Here is an 18,241-nt window from a genome sequence, read left to right on the forward strand (position 1 = left end):
ATTCCCACAAATTTAACATTGGCAAAATTAGGATACTCCCCAATTACCTTTAGTTGTTACAGTTGTTTTTGGAACAAAAGGAGAAAAAATTACCCGTGATTATCCTACTAATGTTCATATTTTTCCCAATGAAAGTGGACTTTTTATAGAAACTATTTTTTTATGTTTTTAAATATGTTCTTTAGACAAAAATTGTTTTTCAAATACTCCTGTCGGAAAAATTTGTGAGGAGAAAATGTTAGAAATTCAAACGGCAATTCTTTATTGTTTGGGATATTAAAATTTCCATTTTTAAAACATAATTTATCAAGATTTTTCTCTTTCTGTTTCTTAAATTTAGAGATAATTTTCTCTGTAATTGTGTTCTAAATTCTCTTTTTTCTTAGTTAATGTTCTAAAAAGTACCCCTTAAGAGTTATAATCGCCTATTGGTATTAATTTTTTCTGTCATCTTTCACCAAAAATCATGACCAAAAAGCGTGTTTTATCAGGAGTACAACCTACAGGCAATTTACACATCGGCAATTATTTAGGAGCGATTCGTAACTGGGTAGAGTTACAACCTAATTATGATAACTTTTTTTGTGTTGTTGATTTACACGCTATCACTGTACCTCATAATCCTGCTACTCTAGCAGAAAATACCTACACGATCGCTGCTTTATATTTAGCTTGTGGTATAGACTTAAATCATTCGACTATTTTTGTTCAATCTCATGTTACCGCTCATAGTGAATTAACATGGTTGTTAAACTGTGTAACCCCTTTAAACTGGTTAGAAAGAATGATCCAATTTAAGGAAAAGGCTATTAAACAAGGGGAAAATGTCAGCGTTGGCTTGTTAGATTATCCCGTTTTGATGGCGGCGGATATACTATTATATGATGCTGATCAAGTACCTGTCGGGGAAGATCAAAAACAGCATTTAGAGTTAACTAGAGATATTGCTATTCGAGTTAATGATCAATTTGGTAGTGAAGAAAAGCCGATATTTAAAGTACCTGAACCCTTAATACGCAAAGAAGGTGCTAGGATAATGAGTCTGACGGATGGTACTAAGAAAATGTCTAAGTCTGATCCTTCACCCTTGAGTAGAATTAATTTATTAGACAGTCCTGATGATATTAAGAAAAAGATTAAGAAATGTAAAACAGATCCTATTATGGGGTTATATTTTGCTGACGATCGACCAGAATGTAATAACTTGTTAGGATTGTACAGTATTTTTACGAGTAAAACTAAGGAAGAAGTAACCACAGAATGTAGTGATATGGGTTGGGGTAAGTTTAAACCCTTGTTAATGGATGCTACGATCGAGGCGTTAAAACCTATTCAAGTTAAATATAACGATATTATGGCGGATAAAGGCTATTTACATCAAGTATTAACATCGGGAAAGGAAAAAGCTGAAAGTGTTGCTAATATAACCTTACAACGAGTTAAAAATGCGTTGGGATATTTGACTATTAATTAGGAATTGTTAACATCACCCACATTGAAATAAATTTTAATGCTAACAGCAAAAGTCTCTCTTAGCGACTAGATTAACCATTCTCTTTACTGTTACTAAATTATGATAAGTAATTTTCAAACTGCGATCGCCAATAAAGAATTTTTAATTACTGCCGAAGTGACACCCCCCAAGGGAGGAAACCCTCAACGAATGCTAGAGGTAGCAGAATTATTGAAAAATCGTGTTCATGCCGTTAATATTACTGATGGTAGTCGTGCTGTATTAAGGATGTCATCGATCGCTGGTTGTTATTTACTTTTACAAAGGGGAATTGAGCCAATTTGTCAAGTAACAGGTAGAGATAGAAATTCTATTGGAATACAAGGAGACTTAATGGGTGCTTATAGTTTAGGAATTAGAAATATTTTAGCCCTAACAGGGGATCCTTTAAAAGCCGGAGATCATCCTCAAGCTAAAGCAGTTTTTGAACTAGAATCTGTAAGACTATTAAAGTTAATTAATAAATTAAATCAAGGTTTTGATCTTAATAATAAACCTCTAACTGATGGTAATTTAAACTTATTTACTGGGGCGGCAGTTGATCCACAATCTAAAAGTTGGTCTGGATTACAACGCCGTTTTGATGCCAAAATAACCGCAGGTGCTAAATTTTTTCAGAGTCAATTAATAACCGATTTTGATAAATTAGAGCTATTTATGAATCAAATTGCAGTAGATTGCGATCGACCTATTTTAGCAGGAATATTTTTGTTAAAAAGTGCAAAAAATGCTTTATTTCTCAATAAAAATGTACCCGGAGTACAAATACCTGAAAGTATTATTAAAAGATTAGAAAAAGCAGAAAAACCTTTAGAAGAAGGAATAAAAATTGCCGCCGAACAGATACAATTAGCTAAAAATATTTGTCAAGGTGTGCATTTAATGGCTATAAAAAGAGAAGATTTAATTCCTCGAATATTAGACTTGGCAAACATCGACAATTTAACTTAGTTTTGATTTCCTATTATTGTCTATTTCCTAACAAGTGTGACAAGTCCAATTAAAATAATCATAAACGATCGACAAAAAAATTACTCAAATTCTGATATATTCAATATGGAAGGCTATATTAACAATGATATACTGCTTCAGAGTAAACATAAATTTTAACATCAAATTATATTACGGAGAAATATGGTACTAAATAAACTTTTTGGCAAAAAAAATCAATCTAAAGAATATTTTTTTGAAGTAAAAGAAACCACACCAGCCCCTGCTTCGGAAGAAACTGTAATTAGCGAAAAAAGTACTGCCGTTGAAACAACTACATCTTCGGAGGTGGAATCAACCCCTGTTGCTTCTAAATCGGTTTCAAAAGTAAAATCAACCCCTGTTGTATCTAAATCCGTTGATGTTAGTTATGATGTACCTGAATGGGTAAAAGCAATTAAAAATTATTCTAATCAAAGTAATGGTGATGCTTCAGGTACTAACAGTAACAATTTTGCTGGTACATACGTTACTAATAATGTACCTCAATCCCGTCGTCGCCCAGGGCCTAGTTTAAGTAAATTTAAAGCTATGGCTTCTCAAATAGGAAAATAATTAACTTGAAAGGTGTTAAGTATTAGTTTTGATAGAAATTTCATTGCTTTTTTTATTTAATAACTTCATTAATTTATAACCACTTAAATCATAGCTATAATTAACAATTAACAATTATCGATTATCAATTATCAATTATTTTAAAATGTCTAATTCTTCTGAGCAAATTTTACTAAAAGATTTAGAGTTTCTTTCTTATATAGATGAAAATGGTGTTATAAATCCTGAATTAGAAGGAATCATTGGGGTTTATGCAATTTTTAATCAAGAGAAAATTTTGCAATATGTAGGTTATTCTCGCAATCTTTTAGTTAGTTTAAAGCAACATTTAGCTAGACAGCCTGATAAGTGTTATTGGTTTAAATTTCACAAAATCGATCGAGCAAATCGTACTATACTAGAGGAAATTCGTCGTAATTGGATAGAAGAAAATTTTGAGTTACCTTTGGGTAACGGTGAACAAGAAAGTTTATGGACTCAACCGATCGATGCTAAACTAACCATGACGGAAGAAGATAAGGCTCAATATCAGCAAACGGATGAATTAGGAAAAATTAAGTTACTGAAAAAAGTGGCGAGAAGATTAGAAGAAGAAATAAAAACTCAATTAGAAAATCGACAAGTGACGATGGAAATTCGATTTAATCCGAAACTAAAAGAAGAAGGTTTACTCGATTTGAAATAAAGAATTTATATTATTAACTAACGTTACGCAATAAGAGAATTAATCGTTTTAGTGAGGTGTCAGATTTCAAAATATAAGCAACTGACAAAGTTGAGTAGAAGAATTTGATTACCTGTGCGAGATGCATCGTGAAAGACAAAGAAAATTTATATAGTCATTGTTTTGAAAAGCGATTTTAGTAAAAAAATTTTTTGTACATACTTTTTAATAACAATTTAATGTGTGAAAGAGTGAAAAAATATGAATTAAATCGTTGATAATTGCCACTCATCCAGAGTCTTGTTAAACTATTTTTTTCGACAAACTGCGAACTCGATGACATTTTTTCGACAAACCACCAATCGATGGGATTATTAATTGGCCAGGGGTGCGATCGCTTACATAAATATTCAATCTGATCTGTACAAACATTTTTTTCACTTTGTAAAAGATCTATGTATTGATGAAAAAGAGTCTTCATGGCAATTTCACCATTGGAACTATATAAATGCCATACTATAGCATCTTTAGCATATATAGGACGAACATCTACTTGAGCATTAAATGGATGAGGTAGCCAACTAAAGGATACTCCGCTGTCTGCGATCGCACTATTAAGAGAAGGTTGATCCCGAAAAGTTCCCCTTTTTTCCGCACTAGCTAACCATTTTTGATGCCAAAGTTGACAAAATTTTTCCGTATCAGGATTATCGACAAAAAAAAGTACCCCACCATTAACGTAATATTGTGTTGGTAAAGTCCATCCTAAAAAGATAATATTTTCTCTTTCATCAAATGGTATTTCCGCAGGATTACCACTACCACTGTGATTAGGAACTGCCGCCAAGGAGGTTTTAATGTCAAAAATAGGAGTCAAATCGCCGCGAATAACGGTATCACCATCAAGATATAGAAAATCTCCTGATAGATGTTGTCTTAGGGATGTTTTGATGAAGCGGTTACGAAAACTAGCAGGTTGATCAGGTGTTGTGACTGAGATAATTTGATCGGCTTCTTGTAAAATAGCATGATTATAAGTTTCCAGTGCTTGAACTGTATCACAATCACAAACTAGAATTATTTTGGCATTAGAGTTGCTATAACGAAGCGATCGCAACGATATTAAATTCATATTAGCATAGACATCTTTACCGTTAGAAGTGAGGACGTAGGCAATTTGAATAAGTTTATTATCTTTGATCGGCATCGTTTTAAACTTTAATTTTAATCCCGAACTAATTTTACAATAATCATCCCATAAAGCCTAATTCTTTTTTATTTTAATTTAGGTTATGTTTCATCTTGTCATGACTTAAATAGTTTACTAACGATAATGTCAACATCAGGAAAAGCTAATGTATTAATAACTGGTTTTTGCCATGAGATTTCCTGTAAATAGTTATCTTTTTCTGGTTGTCTAAAAACAATTAATTCCTGAGCAGGTAAACTTATTACCCAATATTCACTTATCTGAGCCTCAGCATAAATCTTTTTTTTCCAAGATAAATCTTTGTTTAAACTACTATTAGCAACTTCAATTAACCACAAAATATCTTCAGGATAGGGATGATGCAGATCATATTTTGATTCTGGTGGTTTTACGATAGCAATATCTGGTTCAGGTTCGGAATTTGACAAGGTAATTGGTCCATTAAATCTCACATCGGCTTTTCCTTGTAAAAGATTTTCTAAATAATTAACACTCTTTTTGGCTGTATTATAATGATGAGGTAATTCGGGACTCATTTCGACAATTTCTCCATTAATTAATTCACAATTGCGTTTGATGAGAATACCAGATTTAATCATCTGATGATAATCTTGAACAGTCCATTTTACTAAAGTTTTCATATTCATCTCTCCAATATATACTCAGTGAGGGTAGAGAAAAGGGAAGAGGGTTTTTTAACACTTAAATTATGACCTTGTTAAGTATAAGTTCATATTAAGTAAATTTTAAACTAAAAAATTGGGATAATTTTCTTCCTAGATTAATCTTACCAAATTTGTTGTCACCATCAGTTTTTCCAAGAATCTTGATTATTTTCCTCTCTATTTTAATAAATAAATAAATTGCTCAAATTTCATCAAATATGATAAGCAAAAAACAATTATGATTTTTTGAGTTGATCAAGAATAAAAGGTTTAAAAGTGGTGCGATCGAAATCCAGATATTTTCCTAGTTTTTTCTGACCTTCGCCTTTATAACAACCCATCATAGGAAAAAATGTCATTTCCCCAACGTAAATTTGATCTTTTGAGCAATACAAGTCAACTCGAACACATTTAAAGTCCTTACTCAAAGTTTCAGCCAAAAAAATCATTTTCTCCCATAGTTTAGGCTTTTTAAAGTCATTTTTATCGCCCAATTTGAAGTTTTCATCAATTAAAAATCCAAAATTGTTAGCATACTTATCTAAAACAATTTCTTTAGTATCAATACCTCTATCGTAAGTGTACCGACAAAACTTCATTTCTCCATCTACACACTGCATCTTAAAATCAGGAGGAGGAGAATTATTTTCTGGCTCTATAAATTCTTCTACAAAAACTTTTGGCTCGATGTATGAATAAGCCCATTCTCCACTTGCCCAACCGTATGTATTTTTCAGAGATACTTCAATTCTTTCTGCTGTAGCTTGGTAATCTAGTTGAGATTTATCCCGAACTAAGATAACTGTACCAGAATCATGATTAGTTTTGAGGACAAAGGATTGAGGTAAGCTATCAAAATCTATTTCTGAAAAATGATCATGAACTTGATAAAGTTTAACTAAATATTCTTCACCAACTCCTTGACGAACATCGTCTCTCACTAGAATTTTATCGGAACATCTAACAATCTCTGGACTTTGATCAAATAATTTTAACCACTGTATTTTATCGTTAAAATCACGACAATTAATCAGGTTAGGAAAATCATGAAGTTGATTCCAATAATGTCTATGAATAATATCATAAAGTTCATAATGTTCTGATGTTAAGGGTAAATATAATTTATCAGTGAGCCATTTGAGTTTTATTTTCGCAGATAGAAGTAATTTACTGAACTTGTTTTGGAGTCTTTTAATGAAGTTATTTAGTCTAGTTTTTAACATTTTTGAAATGTATTATTTATATAAAAGTTACAGCTTCTAAAATTGCAATAAAATTAAACCATTTCCCTTATCTCTTATATAAGACGAACTATAAGGAAGACCAATTAATTTAGTAAGCTAAGACAAATTTAACTTACATTTTTTCCTAATTCTAAAAAATAACTCAAACTGTTGCCTGTTGCCTATTCCCTATTCCCTACACTCATCAGACAACTTAGATGCTTCCTAGCTTATCTCTATGTGATTTTTCCAACCTTGAGGTGGGATAACGGGATGACTGAATTTACTTGTTATTTCTTTTAAAGAAAACGATTGGTTTTGAAAGTAAATTTCACACTCTTCAGGTTTGTTTGTCGTCAATGGAAAAATATAGTCACCCCAAGAATTATAAACTAAAGGTATTTTTTGCCAGTCAAAGTTCATCAAAGCTGTATGAACTAACTCAGCATATACTGATGAACTTGCAAAAGTTACCATTCCTAATTTTACAGGAGCAGGTGCTAAGGGGCCTTCTCGTTCTCCAGCAATGATAGCATCTGTAATGGAGTAAATTTTTCTTTGAGGAGTATCTGCCATAGTACCATCTAATTGTCCGTATAAGAAGATTCGGTTAAGGTCAAGCACCATTCGCCAAACAGTATCGTTGCCATACCATGATCCTTCTAGTTCCGTATTACCCCCCAATTCAGTCTCTATTCTTAGGAGCTTAGAAAAAATATTATACCATTTTGAATATTTATTTTTTCCAATATGACGATTAGCATTATCTAAACAAAATTCTGCCAATAATTTGACAATAGATCCCCCTGGATAACAGTCTCCACCATAGAATGAACCTCCTAAACGATGATGAGGCAAAAATTCTTTATTTCCGTTAATACCTACTAAATTTTTTAAAGCACCTGTAATTCCCGCTTTTTTATGACATTTGAGTTTTGGTAAATTAATTACTACATCTGTTTCAAAAATTTCTCTACATAGTAGGTATTGATGTTTTCCTGAACTATGAGTATTAGATAGTTTATCGGGATCGTAATTTGTAATTCTAAACTTAGCATTAGGGGTAATAGGTTCTAATAAACTATCTGTTTTTAGATCAAACAAAATATAGTTTTCTTCACTTCTTGCATTTTCTACAAAACCATCTCTAACCTCAGTATCTTTAATAATAGTTCTTCTAAAATCAATAATTTCGAGTTGAGTATTAACTTGTTCGGCTAAACTTTGAAGTTGTTTTTTCCATTCTGAGGTTACTAAACTATCAAAAGAACATAGTTGTATAGGAGCATCACCAACAATTATCTTACGGGGATGACATAATAGAACTTCTTTTAATACGGTAGTGATAAAATTAGGATGCGTCACCATACAATCCATTGTTTCACCACTAAAATTATTGTGTAGCACCCAGTTCGGTTTGAGTAAAACTGTCATTCCTGGCTCAATAATATCAGCAAGGGGTTTGTCAGGGTTATTTCTTCCTAAACCGCCCTGAATGATAGCATCTCTAACTAATTGACTGATGAGCAATTCATTACTATAAATACTACCATCCGAGTAATCGTCAAAGTTAGCGATCGCTAATCCAACCCTTGTTTCTGGTTTCATTTGTATCAACTCTATAATCTTAGTCTTTTTTAATTAATCAATGTTTTTTATTGAAATTAATACTACTTCTCGGCAATTAGCACGAGATGTCTTCCCGAAACTAAACTTTTTACTGGATAGATGTCTGGAAAAACCCGATTTATGACTTTATCTTTAGTAGATGAATACTTGTACTTAATCCATTGAGCTATAGAGTTAAAACTTAAATTACGCCAATTAGGCCAATGTGGTAAACGATTCACAGTTGATAAGTCTATAGCTCGGCAGAAAATTGGTGAAAAATCAGACGCTTCGGCACAAGAAATAATTTCCTCGAAAGTAACAGATCGAAGATGCTGAAAATGATGAAATCGAGAATTACAATTAGGACAGATTATTAATTCATTGTTTAAATTTTCATTAAAGGGAGTTGTAAGTAAGAGTTTCCCTCCAGGCTTAGTTAAGCGATAAAGTTCATTAAAGTAGGGTTCTATCCAGTCTTCTAAGAGATGCTCATAGGTTTCTATACTAAACACGAATGAAAACCTATTTTCTTCAAGAGGAGTGGGAATGTCATTAGCATAGGTGCAACCTTTCCAATTTGAGAAACCTTGAAATTCAGAGTTTAATCTTTTACTACTCTGCTCACTGAACTCAAGTCCTGTAACTTCATAACCTTCTTTTAACAGATATTCACTGAGGTAGCCTTTACCAGCCCCGTAATCTAAAACCGAACCAGAAGATAGTCCGGCTAGTTTTGCCAGATCAGTAATATATTTTCCATAATGTTTAGTAAAATAAAGATGGGCTATCCTTTGTTCTTGTGAAACTTCATCCCAAAATGATGAAATTGATTCGGCATTCCAAGAAAAATCATTTGAAAATTCAGGTTGATTATTCATTGCTATTTTTTGTTGCTGGACAAAATTTTGTATTAAATTTAATAAACAATTGAAATTAATTAATTCTTATTACTTTTCTCTGTTCTTTTTTTCCTTTTGTCTCTGTTCACTGATAATTATATATATATATAACTGAGGTTAATTTGAATAAAAACATAGCCAACATAACACCTATATTTTAATAAATAACCTCTTAACAATTAGAATAAGAATAAACTTATGATTTGCTAAAAATTTATGTTTCGTCGTCTTATAGTTATTTTAACCCTATCAATCTCTTTCTTTTTGTTTAATACAATTTCTATTCCTTCTGCGCAAGCGGTTGTACCAATAAAAATTACAGATATATCTTATAAAGAATGTCCTGCGGGAGTTGGAGAAGGAAGTGTCACCAGTGGAGGTAGTGCTTTACCGGCAACGTGTTACCTTATCACAGGAAAAACTAATAACACTTCTGGTAAAACTCTCTATGATGCTGATGTATTTGGGAGAGTTTATGATGCTAATAATGAACCTGCATTACAAAATCGTAGCCGATTAGGGGCATTAACGGAAGTACCACCGGGAGTGAGTGAGTTCGAGTTGAGAATTAGTGTACCATCTAATCAACCCACTCCTTTACAATTAAAACAGTTTAAAGCTACTGGTTTTTCCAGTAAAGTCTATCCTACTTTCTAAATTACGCTGACGATCGAAAACAATATTCGGGGAATTAGCTGTAAAACAAAAATAGCAAGAATTGCTGAAAAATCAATACCTCCTAAAGGGGGTATGAAAGAACGAAAAATGTTAAGATAAGGGTCAGTTACAGGGGCTAAAAATGAGATGATATTAGAAGCCCAATCGGTAGTTTGAAACCAGCTTAACAATATTCGCACAAAAATTAGGATTAAATATAATTGAATAAAGTTACTCACTGTATTGATAACTAAATAAGTAATACCATCCATGCTTTAAGATCTCTCCATATATATAGTAATTTTATTCCTTTAATCTTAACTGAATTTGGGGAGTTTCGCCTCAACTTGATCGGTTTAACCAAAAACATTGTATTCCTACGGATTTGCCTCCCCAATAATCTTCTTTAATACTATCTCCAATATACCACGCATTTTCTGGTTTACAATTATGTTTTTCTAGGGCAGTTAAGAAAATTTGAGGATGAGGTTTTGCGACTCCTGTCAGAGAAGAAATAGTAATGGTTTGAAAATATTTATTTAATTCTAAATTGTCTAAAACATCGAAAATACGGGTGTCAAAATTAGAGATAATTCCTAATTCTATCCCTTGTGTTTCCCATTGATTTAACATTGGTATTACTTCTTCATAAATAAACCAAGGTTTAGCAGTTTTAAAATGATCATAAAGCTCCTTAAAAAATTCTTCAAAGTTACTAAATTGCTCGATCGATCTGCATTCATTAAAAGTATTATAAGTAACGGTTTGCCACCATTTGAATTCTAATAATTTAATTTCTTCATAATTTTTTGTTTCAAAAGCAAGGGGAGGAGATTTTTTAAATGCAGAATGAAAAGAGTTATTGATAATATTTGCATCTTGATTTACTCCATATTTTTTGGCTAAATTTGTGTAAATATGCCCTACACTATCTTTTACACCAAAAATTGTTCCGACAGCATCTAAAAAGATAACTTTAGGTTGATTTTGTTTTGTCATATTATTTTTAACTAATTTATGTTTTTAACTAAATTTTGGGTGCTTTTGCAAAAATATTGGTTTCAAAGTAAACGTAATAAATAATATAACAAGTTTAAAGTATTTGTAAAAAATTCAATATTAGTAAATAAAGCTAAATTAATTATTAATTCTAAATTATAATTTTTAAATTGACTCAAATATCATAATTCTTATGTAAAAAGTCTAAATGAATTGTGTCTTTTCCAAACCTATTAAATTATTAAGTTATGACTATCATTCAACTCGATGTACGTCAAACCATAATCATCGCTATTTTAGTTCTATATTTAGGAAAATATCTAACCAAAAAAAATCAATTTTTACAAAATTTTAATATTCCTGATGCAGTATCAGGAGGGGTTTTAGCTTCATTAATTTTTGGTATTTTTTATGGTATTTTTAAAGTTCAGGTAGATTTTAGTCTAAATATTCGTGATGCTTTACTGATTGTTTTTTTCACAACGATCGGACTTTCTTCTAAACTAAAAACTCTTTTACAAGGAGGAAAACCGTTATTAATTCTTTTAGCTACGGCGGTAAGTTATCTGTTTTTACAAAATATAACGGGAGTAGCCGTTGCCTCTATTATGGGGTTAGATAAGCGACTAGGATTGATTTCTGGCTCTGTTTCCTTGAGTGGTGGCCATGGTACGGCGATCGCATGGTCTCCTATTTTTCGGGATACCTACGGTATAGAGAATGCTTTAGAAATTGGTATTGCTAGTGCTACATTTGGCTTAGTTTTAGGTGGAATTATTGGTGGGCCTGTTGCTAGATGGTTAATCATGAGGAATCGACTTAATACTACAAATAGTCAAAACACTAATTTGAGTATCAGTATTAAGCATGGTCAGAGAAATATCAAGATTGACTATAACACGATGCTTTATTGTTTGTTAGTATTAGGTGTTACTATTGGTATCGGACTTCAAATTAATAATCTAGTTGCTTTGATTGGGTTAAAACTGCCTGATTTTGTCTCTTGTTTATTAGCTGGAATCATCCTCACAAATACAATACCATTGATATTTAAAGATTTTCCTTGGCCTGCAGATACACCATCTTTAGCCTTAGTTTCTGATGTTAGTTTGGGTTTATTTTTAGCAATGTCATTGATGAGTTTACAACTTTGGACATTAGCAGAAATAGGTAGTTTAATTGTCATACTATTGTTAATACAATTTATTGTGTGTATAGTTTATTCGATATTTGTAGTATTTCCTGTCATGGGTAAAAATTATAATGCGGCGGTTATTTCTGCTGGATACTTGGGATTGGCTTTAGGTGCAACTCCTACGGCGATCGCAAATATGACAGCCGTTACAGAAAGATTTGGTGCTTCACCTCAAGCATTTATTATTATTCCCTTAGTGGGTGCATTTTTTATTGATATTGTGAATGCCTTTGTCATTCAAAGATTTTTAAATTTGATCGGTTCAATAAGTTAACTTATCTTAAACTACCATTTCTATAATTAATGTCATAATGTGGCAAAAGCGTTTTAATAAAATGATGTGGAAAAAACTTTTTGTTAGTTCTTTAATGGGGTTATTGCTATCAACAGGCATAAAACCCGTCATGGCAGGTACTGTTTTAGAAAATATTGCTAAGTCTGGAGTTTTTAATGTCGGAACTCCTCTCAATTTAGTACCCTATGCTTATTACAATGAAGAAAATCAGCTAGATGGTTTTTCGATCGATATAGTAAAGTTAATTCATAAACAACTAGAACAAGAATTAGGGCGTAAAATTGAACTAAATTTTGTTGAAGTTAACTCTCTTCAAGAAGGATTTCCCAAAATGATGACAGGGGAAATTGACATAGCTTGTAATACTGTCTTTACATGGGAAAGAGATAAACATATAGACTTTACTCTTAGATATACCATTTCTGGGATTCGCCTATTACTTCCTAAAGGTAAAATTCCCAGTGATACTTCTTTCGCAAAACAAAAAATTGGTATTCCGCCTCAAACCTTTGTAAGAGATGCCATTAAATTGGCTTATCCTAATGCGGTATTTGTGGAAGTTGCCAGTTTACAAGAAGGAATAACAGCCTTAAAAGACGGAAAAATAGATGCTTTAGGAGGTGATAGCATTCTTTTAGATGGTTTGCGTCAACAGGTTGATAAAGATGGATTTGAGCAGTTTCCTCCCTTTACCGAACCTTCTCTGGCACAATATGGAGTAGCCTGTGTTGTACCTGAAAATAATTCTAGTTTCCTCAATATTGCTAATTATAGCATTGCTAAAATGATGGAGGGCTATCTGGTAAAAGATCCCGAAATGACCGAATTATTTAATAAGTGGATAGGTGCAAATGGTGTTGTTGATGTAGTTAGTGAAGAATCGATCGAACTATTTTTTAAGTCTAACATCGTCAATCATGAACAAATTCCCTTCCCCAAGCAGTAACAGAGGAAGGAGAGAAGCAAGAAAGGAAAGACACAGAAAAAATTATTAATTTAATTTTTAATTATTTATTGAATAAATTATGAACATCAAAAACTTAACATGGCTTGGATTTTTTCTAACTTTATCTAGTTGTGTAATTGCACAAAAAACCCTTGCAATTGATTATAATAAAATTGATAACTCTGGAAAACAATTAAACAATATAGAAGCCCGTTTAAATCGAATTTCTGAGGTTCTAAAAATAGGAGAAAAAGACTTACCTGAAAATGTAGAGAATTATCCTAATAGTGAAATTTTATTAGGCGGATTTATCAATGGCAATCGTGGTTGGAGAAATGGCGGTTGGCGCAATGGTGGCGGTTTTTTTAACAATCGTGGTGGTGGTGGATTTTTAAATGATAGAGGTGGTGGTGCATTCCTTAATAATCGTGGTTGGGGAGATGGTGGTTTCGGTTTTTTAAATCGTCGTTGGTAATAAATAATTAAATCATTTTAGAAAAATTTTATGAACATCAAAAATTTAACATGGTTAGGTTTTTTCTTAACTTTATCTAGTCTTACGATCGCATCAAAAACTATTGCAATTAATCCTAATAATAATTCTGGGGAAGAATTAAATACCATAGAAACTCGTTTAAATCGTATTTTTGAAGTGCTAAAAATAAACGAACAAAATTTATTAGAAAGTGCAGAAAATCATCCCCATAAGGAAATTTCTTTAAGAGGATTTGCTAATGGTGGTGGCGGTTTTGCTAATCGTGTAGGCCCCGGAGGTTTTTTAAATGATAATGGTGGTGGTGGCTTCCTGAATAATCGGGGTTGGGGAGACGGTGGTGGTGGATTTTTAAATCGTCGTTAATTCACAATTTAAAGACAAATTTTAGTTTTTTATTTATGAGTTTATGAACATCAAAAATTTAACATGGTTAGGTTTTTTCTTAGCTTTATCTAGTTTTACGATCGTGCCAAAAGTCATGGCAATTGACATTAATAATACTGATAATTCTGGAAAAGAATTAAATAATATAGAAAATCGTTTAATTCGCATTTCCGAAAGTCTTAAAGCTAGAGAAAAAGAATTATCAGAAAGTGAATTTGACTTGGAACAATTAAATGAAATATTATTAGGACGTTTTATCAATGGTGGTAGAAATTGGTTAAATACACCTTCTGTCAGTTTCCGTAATAATCGTGGGCCTGGTGCTTTTGTCAACAGTAATAGGGGAGGTAGTGGTTTTCTTAATCAACCTCGCAACTTTCTCAATAGTCGTGGTTGGAGAGATGGTGGTGGTTTTTGGAATCGTGGCTGGTAATTAGTCTTATGATTGGTTTGTCGCCCCCTCAGCCTAAAAGCAATGTAATATAAGAATTATTGCTTAATTTTTTTCATCGTTTTGTCTAAGTACCGCTAATATAACAGCTAAAACAAGAGCAAAAACAATTTGTATATGGAGAGGAAATTGACTAATTTTTTTTAATATTCATAAAATAATAATCACGATTTTAAGTTATGTTTGAAACATTAATTAACCAGCTTACAGTTTGAGGAAAAATAATCACAATTAATAACACAATAAATTGCAAAATCATGAACGGAATAGCACTTTTGTGTATATCAAATGTACTAACTTCTTTAGGGGCAACACTTTGTAAATAAAATAAAGAAAAGCCCACGGGAGGGGAAATAAAAGCAGTTTGTAAATTAATTGCCATTACTACCCCAAACCAAACCATATCAATACCTAAAGCTTGAGCGGCTGGTACAAATAAAGGCATGGCAATAAAACAAATTTCAATAAATTCCAGAAAAACTCCCAACGCAAAAATCGCTAAGTTACTGACAATTAAAAAGCTAACATAACCGCCGGGTAAGCCTGTGAGTAAATTGGTAATTAAAGTTTTACCCCCTAAAGCATCAAAGACTAAACTAAATAAAGAAGAACAAAATAAAATCATTACCACTAAAGCAGTAATTACGGCAGTGGAATGAGAAGCATCTTTAATGAGTTGTGGTGTCAAACGTTTATTTAACCCTGCTAACAGACAAGCACCAACCGCACCAACCGCACCCGCTTCTGTCGGGGTAGCGATACCAAAAAAGATACTTCCTAATACAGCGAAAATGAGTATAATCGGTGGTACAACGGCTTTGAAGATTTGTTTAACTAATTTATTACCTTTAGGTATCACTACATCGGCGGGTAAAGCCGGTACTTTTTCAGGTTTGACAATGGCTAATCCTAAAATATAAAGTATATATGACCCTGATAACATTAACCCCGGTATTAAAGCCCCTAAAAATAAATCTCCTACGGATACGCCAATTTGATCACTGAGAATCACTAAGACTAAACTAGGAGGGATTAATTGAGCTAAAGTACCAGAAGCGACTATAACTCCTGATGCTAATTGTTTATCATAACCATAACGTATCATTACAGGAAGTGATAACATCCCCATAACGATTACCGTGGCGGCAACAACTCCAGTGGTAGCGGCTAATACTGTGCCAACTAAAACAACGGCTAAGGCTAATCCTCCCCGAATACGACTGAAAATAATCCCGATGGTTTCTAATAATTCTTCCGCTAATCCTGATTTTTCCAAAACTGCTCCTAGAAATACAAAAAAGGGGATAGCTAGGAGAGTAAAATTAGACATCGTACCAAACCAGATATTTGGTAACAATAGCAAACGACTGGGATTAAATGCACCCACTAACATCCCAATTATGCCAAAAACAAAGGCTGTACCTGCGAAGGAAAAAGCGACAGGATACCCACTCATTAAGATAAAGAAAAAGCCAACAAACATTAAGATGGCTAACCATTCAAAGCCCATAATTTCTCTTATTCGATGTTAATATGTTCTGATGTTTCTAAACGTAAGCGATCTAATATTGCTGGATAATCTAATAAGACGGCTAAATATTTGATGGCTTGAGAAAAACTTTGTAAAAGTAAGAATAATAACGCCACAGGAATCATCGTTTTAATCGGCGCACGAGGTAATCCATTGGCATCAGAGGACATTTCCCAATTTCCCCAACTACCGTCATTTTGAAGTCCCCAAGATTGCAAAACAGGATTCCATGTTACCCAAATTCCGAGAATACAAAAGGGAATTAAAAATAAAATTGTGCCGATAAAATCAATTAAAGCCTGTCTTTTTTCGCTCATATTCGTATATAAAAAGTCAACCCGTACATTTTCCCCGTGACGTAAAATATAAGCAAATCCGAATAAAAAAGTAAGAGAAAACAAATACCATTGCAATTCTAGTAGAGCATTACTAGATAATTGTGTTCCGACAAAGCGTCCTACATAACGAGCAACGACATTGAAAAAACCAACGCCGACAGTGAGTAATACTAGCCAATTACTAAGCCATCCCAATTTATCAGTGAAATTGTCAATTATTTGGGAAATTTTTAATAATTTTTGAATTAAAGAAATTCTTTTTAGTTGAGCCATTTTTTATTTAAGAAACTTTGTGCCTTTGCTTCTTTTCGAGATATTTAATAATAACTCAACTATTATCATTTTTCTCAATTCCCTCACTTCATTTATAATTTTTGGGTACAAGATCTAAAATAATAATAAATTTAAAAATGAAACGTCGTAATATTATTAAGAGTCTATCTCAAGGTGCGATCGCTGCTACCACTGTGGGTATTGTGGGAGGATGTCAAAAAGCTCAAAATCAGGGAGTAAATATCGATACTAACAATTTACCAACTGTAAACTGGCAAATGGCAACCAGTTGGCCTCTTTCTTTAGACACTATCTTTGGAGGTGCAAAAGTTTTAGCAGATCGAGTAAAAAGTCTTACCAATGGTAAATTTATTATAGAACCTCGTGCTGCTGGGGAAATAGCCCCCGGATTAGAAGTTTTAAACGTAGTTTCTCAGGGTGCCGTGCAATGTGGACATACTGCCGCTTACTATTATATTGGGAAAAGTCCAGCCGTAGCTTTTGGTACAGGTTTACCCTTCGGTTTGACAGCACAACAACAGAATGCTTGGTTATACGAAGGGGGAGGTTTGACAAAGTTACAGGAAATTTACGCTACTAAGTTTAATGTGATTCAATTTCCTGCAGGAAATACAGGGGCACAGATGGGAGGTTGGTTTCGTAAAGAAGTTAATAGCATCAATGACTTACAGGGCTTAAAAATGCGGATTCCGGGGTTAGGAGGTCAAGTTATGGCAAAATTAGGAGTAACAGTGCAAAATCTTCCGGGTGGTGAAATTTTTCAAGCGTTACAAACAGGTGCGATCGATGCGGCAGAATGGGTTGGACCTTATGATGATGAAAAGCTAGGATTAAACAAGGTAGCAAAATACTATTATTATCCCGGATGGTGGGAACCAGGACCAACTTTAGAGGTACAAATTAATTTAGATGAATGGAAAAAATTACCTCCCCAATATCAAAGTGTATTACAAACTGCGGCGGTGGAGTCTAATGTCACCATGTTAGCCCGTTATGATGCTCGTAATAATGAGGCTTTAGAGCGTTTATTACAAGCAGGAGTACAATTACGCCCTTACAGTCAGGAAATTTTAGACGCCGCAGAAAAGGCATCCTTTGCTTTATATGATGAATTTTCGGGTAAAGATGTTGATTTTAAGACAGTTTATGAGCAATGGAAAACTTTTCGGAATCGTATTTATGCTTGGAATAATCTTAATGAAGGTAGTTTTAGTCGTCATATCTACAATAAGTTAAGTTAATTTTTTGAAAATTTGCCAAAGACATAGATATAGTTTCAAAAAGAATTTTATACTTCTCCAACAATTCTGAAAATAACGGTACTT

General features: G+C 32.9%; 20 protein-coding genes. 11 read left to right on the forward strand and 9 right to left on the reverse strand.

Translation table 11 applies throughout. The annotated features are described in order from the left end of the window. Nucleotides 1-466 precede the first annotated feature (466 nt). The 4 genes from trpS (at nucleotide 467) to GM3709_RS17160 (ending at nucleotide 3,743) form a co-directional block, all read left to right on the forward strand. Entirely contained in the window at nucleotides 467-1,474 is a 1,008-nt protein-coding gene (trpS, locus tag GM3709_RS17145) for a tryptophan--tRNA ligase (RefSeq protein ID WP_060832891.1), read from the forward strand. Nucleotides 1,475-1,573: 99 nt separating this feature from the next. Further along, nucleotides 1,574-2,464 carry a methylenetetrahydrofolate reductase gene (locus GM3709_RS17150; RefSeq protein WP_060833033.1) on the forward strand — a complete coding sequence of 297 codons (891 nt, stop codon included), beginning with the start codon at nucleotides 1,574-1,576 and terminating at the stop codon, nucleotides 2,462-2,464. 183 nt (nucleotides 2,465-2,647) lie between these two features. Next, nucleotides 2,648-3,058 carry a hypothetical protein gene (locus GM3709_RS17155; RefSeq protein WP_060832892.1) on the forward strand — a complete coding sequence of 137 codons (411 nt, stop codon included), beginning with the start codon at nucleotides 2,648-2,650 and terminating at the stop codon, nucleotides 3,056-3,058. 145 nt (nucleotides 3,059-3,203) lie between these two features. Then, complete coding sequence (locus tag GM3709_RS17160; RefSeq protein ID WP_060832893.1) at nucleotides 3,204-3,743, forward strand: GIY-YIG nuclease family protein; 540 nt, start codon at nucleotides 3,204-3,206, stop codon at nucleotides 3,741-3,743. A gap of 175 nt (nucleotides 3,744-3,918) precedes the next feature. Here the strand turns inward: GM3709_RS17160 and GM3709_RS17165 are convergent, their stop codons facing one another. The 5 genes from GM3709_RS17165 to GM3709_RS17185 form a co-directional block, all read right to left on the reverse strand. After that, complete coding sequence (locus GM3709_RS17165) at nucleotides 3,919-4,929, reverse strand: glycosyltransferase (protein ID WP_066121513.1); 1,011 nt, start codon at nucleotides 4,927-4,929, stop codon at nucleotides 3,919-3,921. Between the two features lie 98 nt (nucleotides 4,930-5,027). Beyond that, nucleotides 5,028-5,573, reverse strand: a complete 546-nt coding sequence (locus GM3709_RS17170; protein ID WP_060833034.1) for a Uma2 family endonuclease — start codon at nucleotides 5,571-5,573, stop codon at nucleotides 5,028-5,030. A gap of 260 nt (nucleotides 5,574-5,833) precedes the next feature. Then, entirely contained in the window at nucleotides 5,834-6,820 is a 987-nt protein-coding gene (locus GM3709_RS17175; protein ID WP_066121515.1) for an ATP-grasp fold amidoligase family protein, read from the reverse strand. Nucleotides 6,821-7,045: 225 nt separating this feature from the next. Continuing rightward, nucleotides 7,046-8,428, reverse strand: a complete 1,383-nt coding sequence (locus tag GM3709_RS17180) for a DUF362 domain-containing protein (protein WP_066121517.1) — start codon at nucleotides 8,426-8,428, stop codon at nucleotides 7,046-7,048. A gap of 62 nt (nucleotides 8,429-8,490) precedes the next feature. After that, nucleotides 8,491-9,309 (reverse strand): bifunctional 2-polyprenyl-6-hydroxyphenol methylase/3-demethylubiquinol 3-O-methyltransferase UbiG, encoded by an 819-nt coding sequence (locus tag GM3709_RS17185; RefSeq protein WP_066121519.1) that lies wholly within the window; start codon nucleotides 9,307-9,309, stop codon nucleotides 8,491-8,493. Nucleotides 9,310-9,546: 237 nt separating this feature from the next. Here GM3709_RS17185 and GM3709_RS17190 point away from each other — a divergent pair, with 237 nt between their 5' ends. Next, nucleotides 9,547-9,987: a hypothetical protein gene (locus tag GM3709_RS17190; protein WP_060832894.1), complete on the forward strand. Its 441-nt coding sequence runs from the start codon at nucleotides 9,547-9,549 to the stop codon at nucleotides 9,985-9,987. On the opposite strand, the gene GM3709_RS17195 is transcribed toward GM3709_RS17190, so the two are convergent. Together GM3709_RS17195 and GM3709_RS17200 are read right to left on the reverse strand one after the other, a co-directional pair. Next, nucleotides 9,984-10,259: a YggT family protein gene (locus GM3709_RS17195; protein ID WP_060832895.1), complete on the reverse strand. Its 276-nt coding sequence runs from the start codon at nucleotides 10,257-10,259 to the stop codon at nucleotides 9,984-9,986. The two genes, GM3709_RS17190 and GM3709_RS17195, sit on opposite strands and share 4 nt — an antisense overlap. 70 nt (nucleotides 10,260-10,329) lie before the next feature. Next, a complete protein-coding gene (locus GM3709_RS17200; protein WP_060832896.1) occupies nucleotides 10,330-10,986 on the reverse strand; it encodes an HAD-IA family hydrolase in 657 nt (218 codons plus the stop codon). A gap of 248 nt (nucleotides 10,987-11,234) precedes the next feature. On the opposite strand from GM3709_RS17200, the gene gltS reads away from it, so the two are divergent. From gltS to grrA (GM3709_RS17225), 5 genes are all read left to right on the forward strand, one after another. After that, nucleotides 11,235-12,455, forward strand: a complete 1,221-nt coding sequence (gltS, locus tag GM3709_RS17205; protein ID WP_060832897.1) for a sodium/glutamate symporter — start codon at nucleotides 11,235-11,237, stop codon at nucleotides 12,453-12,455. 61 nt (nucleotides 12,456-12,516) lie between these two features. Then, on the forward strand, nucleotides 12,517-13,422 hold the full coding sequence (grrP, locus tag GM3709_RS17210) for an extracellular substrate binding-like orphan protein GrrP (protein ID WP_231937591.1): 906 nt from the start codon (nucleotides 12,517-12,519) through the stop codon (nucleotides 13,420-13,422). A 79-nt stretch (nucleotides 13,423-13,501) separates the two neighbouring features. After that, nucleotides 13,502-13,897 carry a hypothetical protein gene (locus tag GM3709_RS17215; protein ID WP_066121521.1) on the forward strand — a complete coding sequence of 132 codons (396 nt, stop codon included), beginning with the start codon at nucleotides 13,502-13,504 and terminating at the stop codon, nucleotides 13,895-13,897. 30 nt (nucleotides 13,898-13,927) lie between these two features. Beyond that, a complete protein-coding gene (gene grrA / locus GM3709_RS17220; RefSeq protein WP_066121523.1) occupies nucleotides 13,928-14,281 on the forward strand; it encodes a GrrA/OscA1 family cyclophane-containing rSAM-modified RiPP in 354 nt (117 codons plus the stop codon). 43 nt (nucleotides 14,282-14,324) lie between these two features. After that, nucleotides 14,325-14,735, forward strand: coding sequence for a GrrA/OscA1 family cyclophane-containing rSAM-modified RiPP (grrA, locus tag GM3709_RS17225; protein WP_066121524.1), 411 nt, complete (start codon nucleotides 14,325-14,327; stop codon nucleotides 14,733-14,735). 190 nt (nucleotides 14,736-14,925) lie between these two features. Here grrA (GM3709_RS17225) and GM3709_RS17230 read toward each other — a convergent pair whose 3' ends face one another. Together GM3709_RS17230 and GM3709_RS17235 are read right to left on the reverse strand one after the other, a co-directional pair. Beyond that, the gene (locus tag GM3709_RS17230) at nucleotides 14,926-16,263 is read right to left on the reverse strand and encodes a TRAP transporter large permease subunit (RefSeq protein ID WP_060832898.1); all 1,338 of its coding nucleotides are present in this window, start codon (nucleotides 16,261-16,263) and stop codon (nucleotides 14,926-14,928) included. An 8-nt stretch (nucleotides 16,264-16,271) separates the two neighbouring features. Then, on the reverse strand, nucleotides 16,272-16,895 hold the full coding sequence (locus tag GM3709_RS17235) for a TRAP transporter small permease subunit (protein ID WP_060832899.1): 624 nt from the start codon (nucleotides 16,893-16,895) through the stop codon (nucleotides 16,272-16,274). A gap of 137 nt (nucleotides 16,896-17,032) precedes the next feature. Between GM3709_RS17235 and GM3709_RS17240 the strand changes: the two genes are divergently transcribed. Beyond that, entirely contained in the window at nucleotides 17,033-18,157 is a 1,125-nt protein-coding gene (locus tag GM3709_RS17240; RefSeq protein ID WP_060833036.1) for a TRAP transporter substrate-binding protein, read from the forward strand. The last annotated feature ends 84 nt before the right edge of the window (nucleotides 18,158-18,241 follow it).

It is taken from the genome of Geminocystis sp. NIES-3709, assembly GCF_001548115.1.
Taxonomy (GTDB): Bacteria; Cyanobacteriota; Cyanobacteriia; order Cyanobacteriales; family Cyanobacteriaceae; genus Geminocystis.